Annotated in this window: 14 protein-coding genes; 7 read left to right on the top strand and 7 right to left on the bottom strand. The window is 59.9% G+C overall.

All coding sequences use genetic code 11. The features are described from left to right. The 3 genes from AC5E6N_RS10550 to AC5E6N_RS10540 form a co-directional block, all read left to right on the top strand. On the top strand, nucleotides 1-619 hold a 619-nt coding region (locus AC5E6N_RS10550; RefSeq protein ID WP_491747776.1), incomplete at its 5' end, for a DapH/DapD/GlmU-related protein. 120 nt (nucleotides 620-739) lie between these two features. Then, nucleotides 740-2,566, top strand: a complete 1,827-nt coding sequence (gene glmS / locus AC5E6N_RS10545; protein ID WP_491747775.1) for a glutamine--fructose-6-phosphate transaminase (isomerizing) — start codon at nucleotides 740-742, stop codon at nucleotides 2,564-2,566. Between the two features lie 84 nt (nucleotides 2,567-2,650). After that, complete coding sequence (locus AC5E6N_RS10540) at nucleotides 2,651-3,367, top strand: DUF502 domain-containing protein (protein ID WP_491747774.1); 717 nt, start codon at nucleotides 2,651-2,653, stop codon at nucleotides 3,365-3,367. 9 nt (nucleotides 3,368-3,376) lie between these two features. Here AC5E6N_RS10540 and AC5E6N_RS10535 read toward each other — a convergent pair whose 3' ends face one another. Genes AC5E6N_RS10535 through recG form a run of 3 tightly spaced genes read right to left on the bottom strand, consistent with a single transcriptional unit; the run spans nucleotide 3,377 to nucleotide 6,852 of the window. After that, nucleotides 3,377-4,297, bottom strand: coding sequence for a hypothetical protein (locus AC5E6N_RS10535; RefSeq protein ID WP_491747773.1), 921 nt, complete (start codon nucleotides 4,295-4,297; stop codon nucleotides 3,377-3,379). Further along, nucleotides 4,294-4,734, bottom strand: coding sequence for a DUF1801 domain-containing protein (locus tag AC5E6N_RS10530; RefSeq protein ID WP_491747772.1), 441 nt, complete (start codon nucleotides 4,732-4,734; stop codon nucleotides 4,294-4,296). Before AC5E6N_RS10530 ends, AC5E6N_RS10535 begins: the two co-directional genes overlap by 4 nt. Before the next feature lie 12 nt (nucleotides 4,735-4,746). Further along, nucleotides 4,747-6,852 carry an ATP-dependent DNA helicase RecG gene (gene recG, locus AC5E6N_RS10525; protein ID WP_491747779.1) on the bottom strand — a complete coding sequence of 702 codons (2,106 nt, stop codon included), beginning with the start codon at nucleotides 6,850-6,852 and terminating at the stop codon, nucleotides 4,747-4,749. Nucleotides 6,853-7,058: 206 nt separating this feature from the next. On the opposite strand from recG, the gene AC5E6N_RS10520 reads away from it, so the two are divergent. Both AC5E6N_RS10520 and mfd read left to right on the top strand, forming a co-directional pair. Further along, nucleotides 7,059-7,349, top strand: a complete 291-nt coding sequence (locus tag AC5E6N_RS10520; RefSeq protein WP_491747771.1) for an FAD assembly factor SdhE — start codon at nucleotides 7,059-7,061, stop codon at nucleotides 7,347-7,349. Beyond that, nucleotides 7,343-10,846: a transcription-repair coupling factor gene (gene mfd / locus AC5E6N_RS10515; protein ID WP_491747770.1), complete on the top strand. Its 3,504-nt coding sequence runs from the start codon at nucleotides 7,343-7,345 to the stop codon at nucleotides 10,844-10,846. Before AC5E6N_RS10520 ends, mfd begins: the two co-directional genes overlap by 7 nt. Here the strand turns inward: mfd and AC5E6N_RS10510 are convergent. Together AC5E6N_RS10510 and AC5E6N_RS10505 are read right to left on the bottom strand one after the other, a co-directional pair. Continuing rightward, a complete protein-coding gene (locus AC5E6N_RS10510) occupies nucleotides 10,809-11,525 on the bottom strand; it encodes a DsbA family oxidoreductase (protein WP_491747769.1) in 717 nt (238 codons plus the stop codon). The genes mfd and AC5E6N_RS10510 overlap by 38 nt on opposite strands. A gap of 13 nt (nucleotides 11,526-11,538) precedes the next feature. Then, the gene (locus AC5E6N_RS10505; protein ID WP_491747778.1) at nucleotides 11,539-13,341 is read right to left on the bottom strand and encodes an extracellular solute-binding protein; all 1,803 of its coding nucleotides are present in this window, start codon (nucleotides 13,339-13,341) and stop codon (nucleotides 11,539-11,541) included. 368 nt (nucleotides 13,342-13,709) lie between these two features. Here AC5E6N_RS10505 and AC5E6N_RS10500 point away from each other — a divergent pair, with 368 nt between their 5' ends. Next, a complete protein-coding gene (locus AC5E6N_RS10500; protein ID WP_491691536.1) occupies nucleotides 13,710-14,330 on the top strand; it encodes an invasion associated locus B family protein in 621 nt (206 codons plus the stop codon). An 80-nt stretch (nucleotides 14,331-14,410) separates the two neighbouring features. On the opposite strand, the gene hspQ is transcribed toward AC5E6N_RS10500, so the two are convergent. After that, nucleotides 14,411-14,743: a heat shock protein HspQ gene (gene hspQ / locus AC5E6N_RS10495; protein WP_491747768.1), complete on the bottom strand. Its 333-nt coding sequence runs from the start codon at nucleotides 14,741-14,743 to the stop codon at nucleotides 14,411-14,413. 191 nt (nucleotides 14,744-14,934) lie between these two features. On the opposite strand from hspQ, the gene AC5E6N_RS10490 reads away from it, so the two are divergent. Next, complete coding sequence (locus AC5E6N_RS10490) at nucleotides 14,935-15,909, top strand: AEC family transporter (RefSeq protein ID WP_491747767.1); 975 nt, start codon at nucleotides 14,935-14,937, stop codon at nucleotides 15,907-15,909. Here AC5E6N_RS10490 and AC5E6N_RS10485 read toward each other — a convergent pair. Then, a complete protein-coding gene (locus tag AC5E6N_RS10485; protein ID WP_491747766.1) occupies nucleotides 15,860-17,080 on the bottom strand; it encodes a UbiH/UbiF family hydroxylase in 1,221 nt (406 codons plus the stop codon). The genes AC5E6N_RS10490 and AC5E6N_RS10485 overlap by 50 nt on opposite strands. Nucleotides 17,081-17,277: the final 197 nt, after the last annotated feature.

The following is a 17,277-nucleotide window of genomic DNA, read 5'->3' as shown; positions in this document are numbered from 1 at the left end:
GATGATGGCCGGCGTGTCCATGGTGGCGCCGGAAACGGTGTTCCTCAGCCATGACACGCTGATCGAAGCGGACGTGACGATCGAGCCGAACGTGGTCATCGGACCGGGAGTCACGATCGCAAGCGGCGCCGTGATCAGGTCGTTCAGCCATCTGGAAGGATCGGCCATCGCGAGCGGATGCTCCGTCGGCCCCTTTGCCAGGCTGCGGCCCGGCGCAAACCTCGAGGAAGGCGCCAAGGTCGGCAATTTCTGCGAGGTGAAAAATGCGCAGATCGGCCCCGGCGCGAAGGTCAATCACCTGACCTATATCGGCGACGCGGACATCGGCGCAGCATCCAATATCGGCGCCGGAACGATCACCTGCAATTATGACGGCTTCAACAAACACCACACGACGATAGGCGAGGGTGCCTTTATCGGCTCCAACAGCGCGCTTGTCGCGCCTGTCAGTGTCGGAGCGGGTGCCTATATTGCCTCGGGCAGTGTTATAACGCGCAATGTCGCGGATGATGAACTGGCCTTCGGCCGCGCGCACCAGGCCAACAAACCGGGGCTTGCAAAGAAACTGCGTGAACGGCTGAAAGCCGACAAGGAACGGCGCCAAAAAGAAAAAACCTAGACGTTTTTGTGCTTTTTAGCGGTGTAAACGCAGATTTTACCGTGTAATTGAATGTGACATGGCCACCATTTGCACGATTCCGGCAATTGGCTATCAAGACTTTGATCTGAGGGGATTTTTATGTGTGGCATCGTTGGAATCATTGGCAGGAAGCCGGTTGCGCCACTGCTCGTGGATGCGCTGAAGAGGCTTGAATACCGCGGATATGATTCGGCCGGCGTTGCCACCCTGAACGGCGGCAAGCTCGATCGGCGACGCGCCGAGGGCAAGCTTCAGAACCTGGAAACGGAACTGTCCCATCATCCCATGGATGGGCGTGTCGGAATAGGCCACACCCGCTGGGCTACCCACGGCGCACCGACCCGGAACAATGCCCACCCGCATTTTTGCGATGGCGTCGCCGTCGTCCACAACGGCATTATCGAGAATTTCTCGGAGATCCGCGACCAGCTGACGGCACGCGGGGCAGTGTTTTCGACCGACACCGACACCGAGGTGATCGCCCAGCTTCTCGCAAGTCTCATCCGAAACGGAAAAACGCCCGAGGAGGCCATGTCCGCGACCCTGAAGCTGATCAGGGGCGCCTATGCGATCGCGGTCATGTTTGAAGATGCCGACGGCAGGATCATCGGCGCGCGCAACGGCCCGCCGCTCGCGGTCGGTTTTGGCGATGGGGAAATGTATCTGGGGTCCGACGCGATTGCGCTGTCGCCCTTTACCGATGACATCACCTATCTCGAAGACGGGGACTGGGCGGTGGTCAGCCGCGATGGCGTCGAAATCCATGATGCCGACGGGCAAACGGTTCAGCGCGCGCGCATCAAGGCGTCCAGCGTCTATGCACAGGTGGACAAGGGCAATCACCGGCACTTCATGGAGAAGGAGATCTATGAGCAGCCGGAGGTCATCTCCCATACGCTTGCCCACTATCTCGATTTTACCGCCGGCAAGGTCCGCAACATCGACAGCGAGATCGATTTCTCTTCGGTCGAGGCGCTCAAGATCGCCGCCTGCGGGACAGCCTATTATGCCGGTCAGATCGGCAAATACTGGCTGGAGCGCTATGCCCGCCTGCCGGTGGAGATCGACGTTGCCTCGGAGTTCCGCTATCGCGAGATGCCGCTGCCCGGCAATCAGGCGGCCCTGTTCGTGTCCCAGTCCGGCGAGACCGCCGACACGCTGGCATCGCTGCGCTACTGCAAGGAGCATGGCCTCAAAATCGGTGCGATTGTCAATGTCAACGAGTCGACGATCGCGCGGGAGGCCGACGTCGTGTTTCCGACGCTTGCGGGCCCCGAAATCGGTGTGGCGTCCACCAAGGCCTTCACATGCCAGCTCGCGACATTCGCGGCTCTGACAATTGCGGCGGGACGTGCCCGCGGCACGCTCATTGCCGATGAAGAGACGAGCATGGTCAGGGCCTTGTCGGAGGTTCCCCGCATAGCGTCGTCCGTGCTCAACCTGATCGAGCCGCAACTCGAGGCGCTGTCGCGCGAACTCGCCCGTTATCGTGATGTCCTTTATTTCGGGCGAGGCACCAACTACACCCTTGCCATGGAAGGCGCGCTGAAGCTGAAGGAGATATCCTATATTCACGCGGAAGGTTATGCGGCGGGCGAACTCAAACACGGTCCGATCGCGCTGATCGATGAAAACATGCCGGTCATCGTCATTGCACCGTCCGACCGGCATTTCGAGAAAACCATATCCAACATGCAGGAGGTGGCCGCACGCGGCGGGCGCATCATATTCGTGACCGATCAGAAAGGCGCGGCGGCATCGGATCTTGACAGGATGGTGACAATCGCCCTGCCGGATGTCGACGAATTGCTGATGCCGCTGATATTCAGCCTGCCCATCCAGCTCATCGCCTATTACACCGCCGTCTTCATGGGAACGGATGTCGACCAGCCGCGGAACCTGGCGAAGTCTGTCACGGTCGAATAGCGCCGGCCGGTTGGCAACGCTTGTTGCCGCCTGCCGATCCCCCTATATTGACTGGGTATTACAGCCTCCATCGCGGCCCGGTGAATGTCAGAAAACCAAACGCGCCTATCAGCATCGACACGGATACGGAACTATTTCCTGACCGGCCTCATCATCTGCGCGCCGCTTGCCATCACCGCATATCTGACATGGTCGTTCATCAACTGGGTCGACGGCTGGGTAAAGCCGTATCTGCCGGCGGTCTACAATCCGGATAATTATCTGCCGTTTTCCATCCCCGGTTTCGGCCTGCTCATCGCGCTGATCTTCATCACGCTTGTCGGTTTTCTGACAGCCAACCTGATCGGCCGGACAATCGTTGCTTATGGCGAGTCGGTCCTCAACCGCATGCCGCTGATACGCGGCATATACAAGGGTCTCAAGCAGATCTTTCAGACGGTGCTGGCGGAGCAGAGCAACTCCTTCAACAAAGCCGGTCTGATCGAGTATCCGCGCCGCGGCATATGGTCGATGGTCTTTCTGGCCACGGCAACCAAGGGCGAAGTGGATCACAGGCTCCACAATGAAGGGCAGGAGACGGTTTCGGTTTTTCTGCCGACAACGCCGAACCCGACATCCGGCTTCCTGCTGTTTGTGCCGAGAAAGGATGTCATCATCCTCGATATGACCGTTGAAGAAGCCGCCAAAATGGTCATCTCCGCTGGTCTGGTCGCACCGGAATACCACGCGAAGACCGAGGAACTGGCCAGGGAAGCGCTTGAAAAACAGGCAGCGGAAGAAAGCCGGTCGGCAGCCCAGTAAAGCCGGGAACTATCGCCCAAGCTTCTTGTTGATCTTACGCAGGAGCTGCGTTTTCAGGCTCATACCCGAATTGTGACGATGGCTGCCTCTTCCGTTGAGAAGCTTTGCGTCGACGTAAAGCCTGCCGCCGTTTTTCCGTATGTCGTTGTGAAAAGCGACATGCTCACAGGTCTCCGTGCCGTCCGCCGCAAGGCCGACATAACGGCACCCGTCCAGCGCGCTCAGCCGATAGAGACCGAGCCCGCCAAAGGCGCTTTCGACCTCGATAAAGCCCCGGTCGGGATCGATCTTCTCGCGCCGTTTCTGAACGAACTCGGCCACCGCTTCTTCTTTTGTCATGTCGGCCGGACGTTCCCGGACACGCTTCCAGCAATCGTCCGGCGACCAGGTCGGATGCCTCAAGGCCCAGATATCGTAGTAGCGCTCGCTCTGGTTGGCGAAAACGGCGGCCCAGTCGGGATCATCCATCTGCATGAGTTCCAACAGCCGATTTTTGTCGATCGTCTCGTTCACCGCGTCGAGGTCGATCACCACCGCGAAATCGAAATCTCGCATCCGCTCGGACGCAAGAATCTCGTCGATACAGCGGTTGCGCAAGAGCGCCAGCCTTTCGGTACGGGAGCGGATCTGCGACTGGAGGTCACCATAGGACCGGACCAGACCGCGACCGTGTTTCGCATCGAATTTTTCCAGCAGCCGGACCGTCCTGTCGACGGAATTGTTTTCGAAGAAAACATAGCCCCAATCCGCGAGATCCGAGGCAAAATCCTCTATGGCCCCCAGGATCGGGGGAAGTGCATGGGCGCAATCACGGGCAAGGCCAACAAAGGCCACCTTGAACTGTGGTGTCACGAAACGTCCGCCGTTCTGAGCTTTGGTGTCCGCTTCTACAATCGGTTCCGACACGCCGCAAGCGGCGCGCTCGCTCATCCGCCGGCCTGTGCCATCTTTTGGGTCTTGCGCTTTCTCAAGTGGTAGGTCAGCGCCAGCGCGAGACAATGCTTCAGCACCTCGTCCGGCGGAGGGCTGTCGGCACGGTAGGACAGGCGCCGGTTGCCCTCAAACCCGAAATGCTGGTCGTAGAGCTCGCGGCAGGTGGCGATCAGGTCCGTCTGACAATGGAAAAAGACCGAACAATAGTCCGGCTTGTCGCTATGCCAGCCGATCCTGATGGTCGATCCGCTTTTCGGTTGGCTGGTCAGATAGCTCGGCTCGCCCCATTTAAGCGTCTCTTCGATTTTCCCGACACCGTCCGTGTCCCGAGCGGCCTCGAAAACCAGTTCACGCAGGCAAAGCATGCTTTCGCGTACCGTTTCGGGGTAGGCGGAGAAAATCGCCTGAACGTCCTCCGATTGAAAAGCCGGCATTGTCAAAATCTCCTATCCGGCCCGCAGCAGCCTGATCGCTTCGTCACGCCGCCAGATATAGAGCAGCAAGCGCAGGGCGCGACCTCTTTTGGACGAAAGGTCGGCATCCGTTTCGAGGACGTAGCGCGCATCGTCGCGAGCCGTTTCCAGCAAATCGCGATGCGCCTCGAGATCAACGAGTTGGAAACCCGGCACACCGGACTGCCGCGTGCCGAGCAGTTCTCCTTCCCCGCGCAATTTCAGGTCCTCCTCGGCGATGCGGAAGCCGTCTTCGCTTTCCCGCATGATCGCCAATCGCGACCGCGCGGTTTCACTCAGGGGCGATTTGTAAAGAAGGATACAGCTCGAAGCCTCCGAGCCGCGGCCGACACGGCCCCGTAGCTGGTGCAACTGCGCCAGTCCGAACCGCTCGGCATGTTCGATGACCATGATCGACGCATCGGGTACGTCGACGCCGACCTCAACGACCGTCGTCGCCACCAGCACCCGGGTCTTGCCCGATTTGAAATCGTCCATGGCCCGGTCTTTTTCATCGCTGTTCATGCGCCCGTGAACGACGCCGACGAGATCGCCGAACTCCCTGGCGAGTGAACCGTGGCGCTGCTCCGCGGACATCAGGTCGGAGACCTCCGAATCCTCGACAAGCGGGCAGATCCAGTATGCCTTGCGGCCGTCCGAGACGGCACTGCGCAACCGCGCGACAACATCCCCGATACGCTCGTCATCGATCGTCACGGTTTTGATCGGCCGGCGGCCGGCGGGCTTTTCCGTCAGTCTGGAAACATCCATATCCCCGAACGCTGAAAGAACAAGCGTGCGCGGTATCGGCGTCGCCGTCATCACCAGCATGTGCGGCGCGGTTCCCTTTGCGGTCAGACGAAGCCGTTGATGCACGCCGAAGCGGTGTTGTTCGTCAACCACAGCCAGGAGGAGGTCGTCATAGGCGACGCTTTCCTGAAACAGCGCATGGGTGCCGACAATCAGCTTCGCGTCGCCATTTTGGATGCGCTCGAGTATCTCCCGGCGCTGCTTGCCCTTGGTTCGCCCGGTGAGGAGATCGACATGCAGCCCGGCTTTGCGGGCAAGCGGTTCGATTGTCGCATAGTGCTGCTGCGCCAGTATTTCGGTCGGCGCCATCAGCACGGATTGCCCGCCGACTTCGGCGCAGGCCGCCATTGCAAACAGCGCAACCGCCGTTTTCCCCGACCCCACATCGCCCTGAAGCAGGCGCAGCATGCGGTCCGGGCTCTGCATGTCTGTGGTGATGTCGGATATGGATGCTTTCTGGCTGGCCGTGAGTTCGAACGGCAGTGCCTGAAGGATGTTTTTCCGGATTGCTCCGTCACCGCGCACCGGCCGCCCCTGAAGTTTGCGGATACGCAGCCGCACGAGCGCAAGTGACAACTGACCCGCCAGCAATTCGTCATAGGCCAGCCGCCTGCGAGCCGGAGCGTTTGCCTCCATGTCGTGCTCATCGCGCGGTGCGTGGAGCGCGCGCACAGCGGTATCGAAATCGGTAAAGCCGTTCTTGCGCAGGAAGGCCGGATCCTGCCATTCGGGCAGAACGGGAAGGGTTTCAAGCGCGCTTTCGATCGCGCGCCGCAGGTGTTTCGGCGACAGACCCGCCGTCAGCGGATAGACCGGCTCGACGAGCGGAAAAGCGGCGGCATCCTTCTCAAGAGCCATGCGGTCGGGATGCACCATGGACGCTTTGCCGTTGAACCAGTCGACCTTGCCGCTGACCAGCACGGTTTCACCTACGGGAAGGGCGCGTTCCAGCCAGTTCTGCCGGGCGTGAAAGAAGGTCAGGGCAATATCGCCCGTATCGTCATGTGCGAGGACCCGGTATGGAACATTGCGCTTGCCGCTCGGCGCAGGCTGGTGGCGATCGACGACCAGCTTCAGCGTGACGATGGCGTGTTCCGGCGCAAAGGCGACACCGGGCTGGTTGCGCCGGTCGATCAGCCGGGAAGGTGGCAGCACAATGAGATCGACGGCGCGTGTGTCGTCGGCAGGATCTCGCCCGATGGCCCGTGCGATCAGCGCCGCGGTCTTCTCGCCGATACCGGAAAACGAGGTGACCGGGACAAAAAGGGGATCCAGCAGATTGGGACGCATGGCCACGTATGTTCACCCTCTCAAAAGCAACCGCAAAAAAGCAGTGTCGGTGTTCGGATTGTCACCCAGATTTTGTTTCATGAAACCGTCGATCCACCTTAAGGACACATACCTATCATGTGATGCCGCCAACCGTGACGGCAAGGCTGACTTTTCAACCGGCCTTCGCTATAGAGACGCATCTTCATCTGGAATCAATTCCGATCATGACCGGCACAACCCGTACGAGCGCAGATCTGGACCCGCGGCGCAGGCGCATTCTGTTTCGCTCCTGGCACCGCGGTATTCGCGAAATGGATCTGATCCTCGGTCAGTTTGCAGATGAGAATATCGCCACGATGAGCCCGGAGGAACTGGATGTCTACGAGGCGCTTCTGGAGATTGACGACCGCCATCTCGTTCAGTGGGTAACCGGCGAGGCACCGACACCCGAGCGGTTCGACACCGGTTTGTTCCGCCGTATACGGGGCTACAAGCGGGACACGTCAAGATGCTGACTGAATTGTCGGCGAGCGGTATTTTCGATGTCTCCGCTCCCACGGTCGTTGCCAATGTCCTCTCGGGCTCCGAGGCTCTGATCCTGGCGGAGGCGGCACGCCGGGGCAAGCCGGTCGCCTACGTGCTTTCCGACGGCCAACGCATGGCGGATCTTGCGCAAAACCTCGACTTTGTCGCGCCTGATATACCGGTCTTGCAGCTTCCCGGCTGGGACTGCCTTCCCTATGACCGCGTATCGCCGAGCGCCGACGCCGCAGCCCAGCGCCTTTCGACGTTGAGTGCGCTGTCGGCGCATCGCCGCAACCCCCATGCCGCCATCGTTCTGGGTTCCGTCAACGCGCTGATGCAGAAGGTCCCGGAGCGTGGCGTGCTGGACAAGCTGGCCTTTCAGGCCCGGGCGGGCAACCAGCTCAGGATGGATGATCTTGCCTCCCGGCTGGCAAGCGACGGGTTCGAACGTGTGCCCACCGTTCGCGAGGTCGGCGAATATGCGATACGCGGCGGCATCCTGGACGTCTTTCTGCCGGGCGACGAAGAGCCGGTCAGGCTCGACTTCTTTGGCGATACGCTTGAGAGCATTCGCGGCTTCGATCCGGCGACGCAGCGCACCACAAAGCAGGCACGCGAATTCGTGCTGCATCCGATGAGCGAAGTGACGCTGGACGAGCACACGATCAGCCGGTTTCGCCGCAACTATCTGTCGCTGTTTGGCGCGGCGACCCGTGATGACGCGCTCTATCAGGCGATCAGCGAGGGGCGCCGTTTTGCCGGCATGGAGCACTGGCTCCCGCTCTTTTATGAAACGCTGGAAACGGTCTTCGACTATCTGCCGGAATTCACGATCTATACCGACAGGCACGTCCTGGAGGCGGCGGCGGAGCGCTATACCCAGATCGTCGATCACTTTGAGGCGCGTACGAATTTCGCCGAAGCGGCATCCTCCGCCGGCGCGACGCCCTACAACGCGGTGCCGGTCGGTCAGCTCTATCTGGAGCCCGATGCGATCTCGCGAATATTCAATGATTGCAATACGATAACTCTCTCACCTTTCATGGAGCAGGAAGGCGGTGCGCGGCGCGTCATCAATATCGGCGCCCATGCCGGCCCCCGATGGGCGGCCAGCGTGGAGAACCGGGACGGAGCGGGCGAGCGCGTCAATCTGTTTGACGATGTCGTCAGGCACATAGGCAGGAAACGGGGTGAGGGCGCCAAGGTCCTTGTCACCGCCTGGACGGAGGGTTCGCTCGACCGGCTGCTGCAGGTGCTGGCCGAACACGGGCTGGAACGCGTGCGCACGCTCAAGGCGCTGTCGGATGTCAAGGCTCTGAAGCCCGGAGAGACCGGCGCGGCCATCCTCAATCTGGAGAGCGGCTTCGAAATGGGCGGCCTTGTCTTCATCGGCGAGCAGGACATCCTCGGCGACCGCCTTGTCCGGCGCGGCCGCCGCCGCAAGAAGGGCGCCGACTACATCTCCGAAGTTTCCGGGCTGGAGGAGGGCGACATCGTCGTCCATGTCGAGCACGGCATCGGCAAGTTCACGGGACTTCGCACCATCGAGGCTGCCGGCGCCCCGCATGCCTGCCTGGAACTGCGCTATGCCGAGCAGGCCAAGCTGTTCCTTCCGGTGGAGAACATCGAGCTCCTGTCACGCTACGGTTCCGACGCCTCGGACGCGGTTCTCGACAAGCTTGGCGGCGTCGCCTGGCAGTCCCGCAAGGCGAAGCTGAAGAAGAAGCTGCTGGAAATGGCGGACGCGCTGATCCGCATCGCGGCGGAACGGCAGATGCGCCACGCCCCGAAGCTGAACATGCCCGATGGGCTTTACGACGAGTTTGCCGCCCGCTTCCCCTATGACGAGACCGAGGACCAGGCCGTGACGATCGACGCGGTGCTTGACGACCTTGCCGGCGGCATCCCCATGGATCGCCTCGTTTGCGGCGATGTCGGCTTCGGCAAGACGGAAGTTGCGCTGCGGGCCGCCTTCATTGCGGCGATGAATGGCGTGCAGGTCGCGGTCGTCGTACCGACGACGCTGCTGGCCAGACAACATTTCAAGACGTTCAGCGATCGTTTGCGCGGCTTCCCGGTCAATGTAAGGCAGGCGTCCAGGCTTGTCGGCGCCAGGGAGCTCTCACAGACAAAACAGGCGCTCTCCGACGGCAAGGCCGATATTGTCATCGGCACACACGCATTGCTCGGCAAGTCGATCCGTTTTGCCAATCTCGGTCTCCTCATCGTCGATGAGGAGCAGCATTTCGGCGTCAAGCACAAGGAAAGGCTCAAGGAGCTCAAATCCGACGTCCACGTGCTGACGCTGTCGGCGACACCCATCCCGCGAACGCTTCAGCTTGCCATGACAGGCGTTCGGGAACTCTCGCTGATCACCACGCCGCCCGTGGACCGGATGGCCGTCCGCACGTTCATCTCGCCCTTCGACCCACTGGTCATCCGCGAGACGCTGCTTCGCGAGCACTACCGCGGAGGACAGAGTTTTTATGTCTGTCCGCGCATTTCCGACCTCGGCGAGGTTCACGCCTTTCTTGAATCGGACGTGCCGGAACTGAAAATGGCAGTGGCACACGGGCAAATGCCGGCCGGCGAGCTCGATGACATCATGAACGCCTTTTATGACGGCCAGTATGACGTGCTTCTGTCAACGACGATCGTTGAGTCCGGCCTCGACGTTCCGACCGCGAATACCCTGATCGTGCATCGCGCCGATATGTTCGGCCTCGCCCAGCTGTATCAGCTTCGCGGCCGGGTCGGGCGCTCCAAGGTGCGCGCATTCTCGCTCTTCACCTTGCCCGTCAACCGCGTTCTGACGGCAACGGCCGAGCGCCGGCTCAAAGTGCTGCAGTCGCTCGACACCCTTGGCGCCGGCTTTCAACTCGCCAGCCACGATCTCGACATTCGCGGCGCCGGCAACCTGCTCGGCGAAGAGCAGTCCGGCCATATCAGGGAGGTCGGGTTCGAGCTTTATCAGCATATGCTTGAAGAGGCGGTGGCCGAGCTGAAGGGCGAGGAGGAGCGCGTCGATACGGGCTGGTCGCCTCAGATCACGGTCGGCACGTCGGTCATGATTCCTGACGCTTATGTGCCGGACCTGCATTTACGGCTCGGCCTTTACCGGCGGCTCGGCGACCTAAACACGCCTGACGAAATCGACGGCTTCGGCGCCGAATTGATCGACCGTTTCGGGCCGCTGCCGGACGAAGTGCAGCACCTGTTGAAAATCGTCTTCATGAAGTCCCTTTGCCGCCGCGCCAATGTCGAAAAGCTCGATGCCGGGCCGAAGGGGGTCGTCGTGCAGTTCCGCAACGCCGAATTCCCCAATCCGGCGGGCCTCGTCGCCCATCTCGGCAAGTTGGGTCCGCTGGCGAAAATTCGTCCGGATCAAAGCGTGGTCTTTGCGCGCGACTTGCCGACGGCGCAAAACCGGCTCAACGGCGCGGCGGTCATCATGACCCAGCTCGCTGAGATTGCGGAGGCCGGTTAGCGGTGCTCCGATCCTCGCTCTCAAGCGCCGTTTCCTTCTGGCGGGCGACTTCGCTGATCGCGTTCGAGAGAACGTCCGACGACTGAGCCCCCATGACGGCATATTTGTTGTCGATGATGAAGCAGGGCACGCCCGTCACGCCCATCTTGCGCGCAACCTCGATCTCCTGTTCGACTTCGAGACAGTCGGCCGTGCCCGAGAGCAGGCTTTCGGTAATCGCACGGTCCATACCCGCTTCCTTCGCCGCATCGAGAAGGACGGTATTGTCACCGATATTCCTGCCCTCGATGAAAAAGGCGCGAAACAGGATGTCGACCAGCCGATCCTGCACTCCGGGTGCTTCGGACGCTGCCCAACGGATGATACGGTGTGCATCGAGGGTGTTGGGGGAAACGGCAATCGCATCGAAATCAAACGGAATGTCCTCTTGCCGGCCGGCATCGAGGATTGCATCGTAGATCTGCCTGGCCCGCTCCGATCCGCCGAACTTTTCGGAAAGATACTGTTTTCGATCCTTGCCTTCCTTTGGCAGGGTCGGGTCAAGCTGATAGGGCCGCCAGCGCACGTCGACATCGACGTCCTGCGGCAATTCCTTCAGGGCTGCCTCAAGCCGTTTCTTGCCCACGTAGCACCACGGACACATGACATCCGACACGATATCGACATTCACGGAAGCCATTTGTCTTTCCTTTTCATTCGGTTGAGCCCTGTTGGCCCGCGTTTTTGTCCCACCAGGTCGGCAGGACATAACCGTAGATGGGCGTTACGGACGGGTGTTCAAGCTTTTCCCGATAGGCAACGCGCTGGCCGGGCAGATAGTAAAGCGGCACAACATAATACCCTGAAATCAGAACCCGGTCGAAAGCGCGTACCGACGCAGTGAATTCCTCCTCGGAACGTGCCGCAAGCAGGGCCTCGATCATGGCATCGATTGCCGGCTCGGCCGCGCCGGCATAATTGAACGTTCCTTCCATGTCGCGCGACTTGCTGCCCCAGCGCCACATCTGCTCGGTTCCCGGAGACAAGGAGGCGGGATAGGCTTTGACGATCATGTCGTAATCATAATTCTGACTGCGCCGCTGGTACTGCGCATCGTCAACTGTATGGACCTTCAGATCGATACCGAGCGCGGCCAGGTTGCGCTGGTAGGCGAGGGCGATTTTCTCCTGGCCCTCATTCTGCGTCATGACTTCAAAAGTCAGCGGCCGGCCTGACATGTCGAGCAGTTTTCCCTGCTCAATGCGGTAGCCTGCCTCGTTCAGGAGCCGCAGCGCCTCCCTTTGCACGGTGCGGTCGCGGCCGCTGCCGTCCGTACGTGTCGCATGATAGGTGCCGTCCATCACGGCATCATCGACCGCATCGGGAAAGGGGGCGAGCAATGCGCGTTCAAGATCGCTCGCCGGCCTTCCGATCGACGAAAGATCCGAATGCTGAAAATAGCTCTCGGTGCGCCTATAGGCATTGTTGAAGAGGTTGCGGTTGACCCACTCGAAATCAAAAAGCATGGCCAGCGCTCTGCGAACGGTCTTATCCCGAAACTTCTCCCGTCGGGTATTGAAAACGAAGCCGTACATGCCCGCCGGGAGCTTGTTCTCAAAAATTGTCTTGACGATTTCGCCCCGTTCGACGGCGGGAAAATTGTAGGATCGCTCCCAACTCACCGGGCTGCCTTCCGGATTGACGTCGTAAACGCCCTTCTTGAAGGCCTCGAACCGGGCGCTTTCGGACAGGAAATACTCCACGGAAATCTCGTCATAATTGTCGAGACCGCGTTTGACGGGCAGATCACGGGCCCAATAATCCTCACGCCGTTCAAAGGTGATTTTCTCGCCGGGTTTTATCGACTTGATGCGATAGGGACCCGATGTGACGGGCGGTTCGAATGTCGTGCGGTCAAACGTCTCCGCATCGGTCGCGTGCGCGGCAAGGATCGGACTTATTGCGAGAATGAGTGGAAATTCGCGGCCGGCGTCTTCCTTCAGCCAAAAGCGAACGGACAGCGGCCCGGTCCTTTCCATTTTTTCAACGTTGTTCAGGCGGTTGGAGAAGGGAGGACGACCTTTTTCCTCCAGGAGTTCGAAGGTGAAAATGACATCATCCGCTGTGACCGGTTCGCCGTCCGACCATCGGGCCTGCGGATTGAGATTGAACTGGATAAACGTCCTGTCGTCGTCGAACTCGATGCTCTCTGCAAGAAGACCGTAAAGCGTGAACGGTTCGTCCCGCGAGCGCACCATCAGGCTTTCATATGTCAGATGTCCGAATTCCGGGTCCCACATGCCGCGCGCTGTCGTGCGCATGCTTTTCAGGATGAACGGGTTGAGATTGTCGAAAGTTCCGACCACGCCATAGGATATGCTTCCGCCCTTGGGCGCTTCCGGATTGGCGTAAGGGAAATGCTCAAAATCGGCCGGCAGTTGCGGTTCGCCATACGAGGCAATCGCATGTTTTGGACCGTCTGCCGTGGCAGGTGATGCAAAAGACCAGGCAATCATCGCGGCGCAAAGGACGTGGAGGGCGGGACGTAAGACGATCATTTCGCGATTCCTTCGGGCAACAGCCCGCTCATCTGATTCTCGGGTATAAGGAATAACAGCCCAATTGCGGCTTTTTCTATAAAATCCGGGCAAATAAACCTTTGAACAGGCTAACAGGGTGACACCGGGCCGGTTTGCGCTTACAGAACTGGGAAGTTTGGTTCTCAAGCCTTGCAATGGCCGTAATTCGGGTACACGGAGTGCGCGATTGGCAAGGCGGAATTCGGCGGGAAATGCTGCGATACGGTTTCACAGCGCGTGCCGCCCGAACCAAAGGGAACGCACTCGTCGAAACAAGTTTTCGAAGCCCAGGAGAAATGAGACGAATGACCTTCATGACCGCAATAGTCACAAGGACCGTGCTGGCGACCGCAGTGGCCGGGGCCGCGATCTTTGCGATGGCTGGCGCCGCTAGCGCGCAGGCACCGCAGCCGGGATGGTTCAAAGTCTGCACGAAACAGGAAGACAATGATGTCTGCGTCGTGCAGAACATCACCGCGGCGCCAACCGGTCAGCTTCTGACCGCCGTCGGCCTTATTCTTGTTGAAGGAAAGACCAACAACAAGCTTTTGCAGGTTTCCGTGCCCTCGGCCCGCACCATTCCGCCCGGCGTCAACATGCAGATTGATGGCGGCAACGCACAGCGCATTCCCTATTCCGTGTGCATGCCGGACAAATGCGTCGCCCAGGTTCCGCTGACGGATGCAATTGTCGACTCTTTCAAGCGCGGCGGAGAGGTGGTGTTCACATCCGTCAATTTTCAGCGTGCCCCGAACCCGATCAAGGTCTCGCTCAAGGGATTCACGGACGCCTTTGACGGCGAGCCCGTCGCCCAATCCGAACTGCAGGAAAGGCAGCGCCTGCTGCAGGAGGAGATGCAGCGCAAAGCACAGGCGGCAAGGCAGAAGCTGGAAGAGGCCCAGCAAAAGGCCAAGGAAGCCAACTGATCCAAAAAGGCGCGGCTCAACACCGCGCCTTTTTATTTATGTCAACGACAAGGATCAGGGATGCGTTTTACCTGCCGCCTTCAATGGCCCACCGGACCGCGCAGCCGATATAGACCATCGTCCGGCCCGTCGAATATTTCCGCGATTTGAGGATGCTGCACCGGCTGCCCGCTGTCGTCGGGCAGGAGGTTCTGTTCGGATACATAGGCGATATAGTCGGTATCCTCGTTTTCCGCAAAGAGATGGTAAAAGGGCTGTTCCTTGTGCGGCCGAACGTCTTCGGGAATGGACTCATACCATTCCTCGGTGTTGTTGAAGACCGGGTCTACGTCGAAGATAACGCCGCGAAACGGGTAAACGCGGTGTTTGACCGTCTGTCCGATCTGAAACTTGGCCGTGCGCGATTTGAACATATTTTTATGTCTCCTGCGGACACTATTAGGGGCAAGGCCCCTGCAATTTCAATGACTTTCCTCCCAATTCAGTAACAATTTGTTAGCAGGCGCGAGCAACGGCCGGAGCCCAGCCACCGTTCGGGCACTTTAGCTGCTTGATTACCAAGGATTTTTGAATACAAGCTGTATGGCAATCCCAAGAACGGCCGATGTCAGAAATCGCAGCGCTTATCCTGCCCCTTTTCGGGCTTATCTTCCTTGGATACCTGACCGCGCGGCTGGTTCATCAGCCGGCGGAAGCCCTCGGCTGGCTTAACATATTTGTCATTTATCTTGCTTTGCCGGCCCTGTTTTTCAAACTGTTGTCACGAACGCCGGTTGAGGAACTGGCGCGAATGGATTTCATTTTCGCCAGCCTGCTGTCGACCTATTCCATCTTTGCCGTGATTTTTGCGCTGGCGATTGCCGTCGCCCGGGCAACCATAGCAACGGCGACAATCCAGGGGCTGGCAGCCGCCTACGGCAATATCGGATATATGGGCCCGAGCCTCGCAATCCTCGCCTTTGGCGAAAAGGCCGCCATTCCCGTCGCCCTGATCTTCTGCTTCGAGAACATCATGCACTTTGCCATCGCGCCGTGCATGATGGCGATCTCCGGCAGCGAAAAGCGGCCCTGGCCGTCACTGGTGCCGCTGATTGCGCGCCGCATCCTGCTGCACCCCTTCATCCTGGCGACCGCCGCCGGCATTCTCGTCGCCTGGCTGGACGTCACGGTTCCCGCAGCGCCCGCGCGGCTGATCGATTATCTGTCTCAGGCGGCTGCGCCCTGCGCGCTCTTTGCAATGGGCGTGACGCTCGCTTTGCGCCCGCTCAAGCGCGTACCCGTCGAACTGACCTATATCGTTCCGGCCAAACTGATCCTGCACCCTTTGCTCGTCTATCTGGCGATGGGTCTTGTCGGAGATTTCGACACGGTCTGGATATTCACCGCCGTTCTTCTTGCCTCGCTGCCGACGGCCACCAATGTTTTCGTGCTGGCGCAGCAATATGGAGAATGGGTCGAGCGGGCATCGGCGACCATACTGGTCACCACCTCATTATCGGTTTTCAGCGTGACCGCGCTGCTTTACGCGATCACGACCGGCCTGCTTCCCGCCGATATCTTTCCGGCCGCCACTCCCTGAGCATGCCGAAACCGCTGCCCGGTTTCATGCCTTCACGCATCGCAAAGTTCCGCAGCGGCGGAATGGCTGCAAGGGCTGCAAGACCGGTCGAGCGCATAAGCTGGAATGGAAGGAATGAATAAAGCAGGCTGCGGTTGAGCATATCGACGCTGGCGGTACGGGACACCACATCGCTACGGCGCGAACGGTCATAGCGCCGCACGGCGTCTGAGGCATTTTGCGGCCCGCCCGCCCGGTCCAGGGCGGACACCAGGTCCACAACATCACGCAGACCGAGGTTCAGACCCTGAGCGCCGATTGGGGGAAAGACATGTCCGGCTTCTCCGACAAGCGCCATACGTCCACGACCGAAACCACGTGCAATCATTCCGCTGAACGCAAAACACTGAACATCGCTCTCAACGCTCACGCGCCCCAGCATCGACTGCATCCGCGTTTCTATTTTCCCGGCGAGGCGTTCAGGTTGAAGCGCGCGCATCGCATCGGCATCCGAGGGATCAAGCGCCCATACGAGACTTGAATTGAGGCCGGGCAGGGGAACCTGCGTGAAGGGGCCCTGTTCGGTATGGAACTCGTTCGACGTGTTCTCATGCGGGAACTGGTGGGAAAAATTCAGCACCAGCGCGGCCTGGGGATAGCGCCAGTCATGCACGCCGATGCCTGCCGCGGACCTTATCCTGGAGTTGCGTCCGTCGGCGCCGATCGCCATCAGGCAAGACACGATCTCACCGTTTTCGAGCACCAGTTCGACGCCTTCGGCCGTCTCCCGAGCGTTTTCGAGCGCCGCATTGTGGAGTGTTATCCCGGAATGCGCGGTCGCGCGGTCGCGCAAGGCATCCAGCAGGGGGGCGTTGGGAATATTGTAGCCGAAGGCGTCGATGTCCAGTTCGCTGGCATGAAAGGTGACGGTCGGCGCCCTGATCAGCCGCCGCGTGCTGTCGATGATCCGCATGCTGCGCAGCGGCGCCGCGGTATCGATGACCTTCGGCCACACCCCAAGATCGGCAAGCATGTCGATGGACGGCATCATGAGTGCCGTTGTCCGCCCGTCGACCTGCCCGGCGGTCGGCGCGATCAGCGATGTTGTATGGCCGCGCGAGGCGGCGGCGAGTGCCGCGGTCAGTCCGGCAAGTCCGCCCCCGACAATGGCGATGTCATGGAAACCACTCATTTGATCCAACCCGGTCAATGCATGTGTTACCGGACAGTATTACATCCCGCGAATGGTTGAATGAAGACTGTGCAGCGGACCATGTGACGCAGCCCAACAGATATGCGGACTGCCTATCTGTTTTGCACCGCAGCAATTTGGATGTGGATGAATTCGGCAAGGAAAAAGCCCGGGGATGACAGCCGCCGGGCCGGCTG

The organism is Hoeflea sp., assembly GCF_984452065.1.
Note: the sequence above shows the minus strand (reverse complement) of the source record. Positions and strands in the feature narration are given on the sequence as shown.

What these genes read in the sequence shown, in the direction of transcription:
- mfd (WP_491747770.1), top strand. Translation starts at nt 7,343, where the DNA reads ATGCTGACTGAATTGTCGGCGAGCGGTATTTTCGATGTCTCCGCTCCC.
- AC5E6N_RS10520 (WP_491747771.1), top strand. Translation starts at nt 7,059, where the DNA reads ATGACCGGCACAACCCGTACGAGCGCAGATCTGGACCCGCGGCGCAGG.
- hspQ (WP_491747768.1), bottom strand. Translation starts at nt 14,743, where the DNA reads ATGTTCAAATCGCGCACGGCCAAGTTTCAGATCGGACAGACGGTCAAA.
- AC5E6N_RS10490 (WP_491747767.1), top strand. Translation starts at nt 14,935, where the DNA reads ATGTCAGAAATCGCAGCGCTTATCCTGCCCCTTTTCGGGCTTATCTTC.
- AC5E6N_RS10540 (WP_491747774.1), top strand. Translation starts at nt 2,651, where the DNA reads ATGTCAGAAAACCAAACGCGCCTATCAGCATCGACACGGATACGGAAC.
- AC5E6N_RS10530 (WP_491747772.1), bottom strand. Translation starts at nt 4,734, where the DNA reads ATGCCGGCTTTTCAATCGGAGGACGTTCAGGCGATTTTCTCCGCCTAC.
- AC5E6N_RS10535 (WP_491747773.1), bottom strand. Translation starts at nt 4,297, where the DNA reads ATGAGCGAGCGCGCCGCTTGCGGCGTGTCGGAACCGATTGTAGAAGCG.
- AC5E6N_RS10510 (WP_491747769.1), bottom strand. Translation starts at nt 11,525, where the DNA reads ATGGCTTCCGTGAATGTCGATATCGTGTCGGATGTCATGTGTCCGTGG.
- recG (WP_491747779.1), bottom strand. Translation starts at nt 6,852, where the DNA reads ATGCGTCCCAATCTGCTGGATCCCCTTTTTGTCCCGGTCACCTCGTTT.
- AC5E6N_RS10485 (WP_491747766.1), bottom strand. Translation starts at nt 17,080, where the DNA reads ATGAGTGGTTTCCATGACATCGCCATTGTCGGGGGCGGACTTGCCGGA.
- AC5E6N_RS10500 (WP_491691536.1), top strand. Translation starts at nt 13,710, where the DNA reads ATGACCTTCATGACCGCAATAGTCACAAGGACCGTGCTGGCGACCGCA.
- glmS (WP_491747775.1), top strand. Translation starts at nt 740, where the DNA reads ATGTGTGGCATCGTTGGAATCATTGGCAGGAAGCCGGTTGCGCCACTG.
- AC5E6N_RS10505 (WP_491747778.1), bottom strand. Translation starts at nt 13,341, where the DNA reads ATGATTGCCTGGTCTTTTGCATCACCTGCCACGGCAGACGGTCCAAAA.